Annotated in this window: 1 protein-coding gene; it reads left to right on the top strand. The window is 60.1% G+C overall.

Annotated elements, in window-relative coordinates:
• A partial coding sequence (locus TN53_RS43585; protein ID WP_046264481.1) for a cbb3-type cytochrome c oxidase subunit I occupies window positions 1-318 on the top strand: 318 nt, incomplete at both ends.

Here is a 318-nt window from a genome sequence, read left to right as displayed (position 1 = left end):
ACAGGCGTGAAGTTCTTCAACTGGATCGGAACGATGTGGAAGGGCTCGTTGTCCTTCGAGACACCGATGCTCTGGGCCACCGGCTTCCTGATCACCTTCGTCTTCGGCGGCCTGACCGGCGTGATGCTCGCCTCGCCACCGATCGACTTCGCGGTCTCCGACTCCTATTTCGTGGTGGCGCACTTCCATTACGTGGTGTTCGGCACCGTCGTCTTCGCGATGTTCTCCGGCTTCCACTTCTGGTGGCCGAAGATGACCGGCAAGATGCTCGACGAGCGCCTCGGCAAGATCACCTTCTGGACGCTGTTCATCGGCTTC

Origin of the sequence: Streptomyces sp. WM6386 (genome assembly GCF_000972385.1) — a bacterium.
Lineage (GTDB): Bacteria > Actinomycetota > Actinomycetes > Streptomycetales > Streptomycetaceae > Streptomyces.
This window is presented reverse-complemented; position numbering and strand designations above follow the sequence as displayed.